Raw genomic sequence first — 661 nt, 5'->3', positions numbered from 1 at the left:
CCGCGCGGGCCTGGCGGAACAGCACCGGCGCGCCGAGCGCGATGCGCACCGCGACCGCCACCAGCAGCAGCGCCGGCGCCAGCAGCGCCAGCAGCGCCGCCGCGCCGGCGGCATCAAGCGCCCGCTTGCCGAAGCGCGCGTACATCTCCGCTCTCCGATCGCAGGCCGGGCCCGAGCGCGAGCCCCAGCGCGAACCACGCCATGCGGTTGCCGAGATCGGTCGAGACCATCACCGACAGCGCCACCGGCAGCACCAGCGCGGCGATGCGCGCAGCGCGCCAGCCCTCGCCGCGCGCGCCGAGCCACAGCGCCGCAGCGCCACCACCACCGAAGGCCAGCAGCCACAGCGCGATGCCCGGCAGCCCGCCCTCGGCCAGCGCTTCCAGGGCGTGGTTGTGCGGGTACATCCCGCGACGCTCGCCGAACCCCGCCGCGATGCTGAAGCCGCCGGTGCCCAGGCCGAAGGGCAGCACCGCCGCGCCGTGCTCCGCTGCCGCGCGCCACAGCGCGAGCCGGCCCGAGGATTGCGCGATGTCGCCATCGGCGAGGCGTTCCACCGTGCGCAGCCCGGCGGCGAGCCCGGGATCGGACAGGATCACCGCCAGCACCCCCGCCGTCCCGCCCAGCACGGCGCCCGGCCACAGCAGTGCCGCGCCGCGCC

1 protein-coding gene is annotated in these 661 nt (G+C 77.6%); it reads right to left on the bottom strand.

Annotated features, from left to right (window positions below):
• Positions 1 to 113: 113 nt before the first annotated feature.
• Positions 114 to 661 (bottom strand): O-antigen ligase family protein (locus HW578_RS27355; RefSeq protein ID WP_198373824.1); only part of this gene is annotated, 548 nt, incomplete at its 5' end.

Source organism: Roseomonas rosulenta (genome assembly GCF_016106005.1).
Classification (GTDB): domain Bacteria; phylum Pseudomonadota; class Alphaproteobacteria; order Acetobacterales; family Acetobacteraceae; genus Neoroseomonas; species Neoroseomonas rosulenta.
Note: the sequence above shows the minus strand (reverse complement) of the source record. Positions and strands in the feature narration are given on the sequence as shown.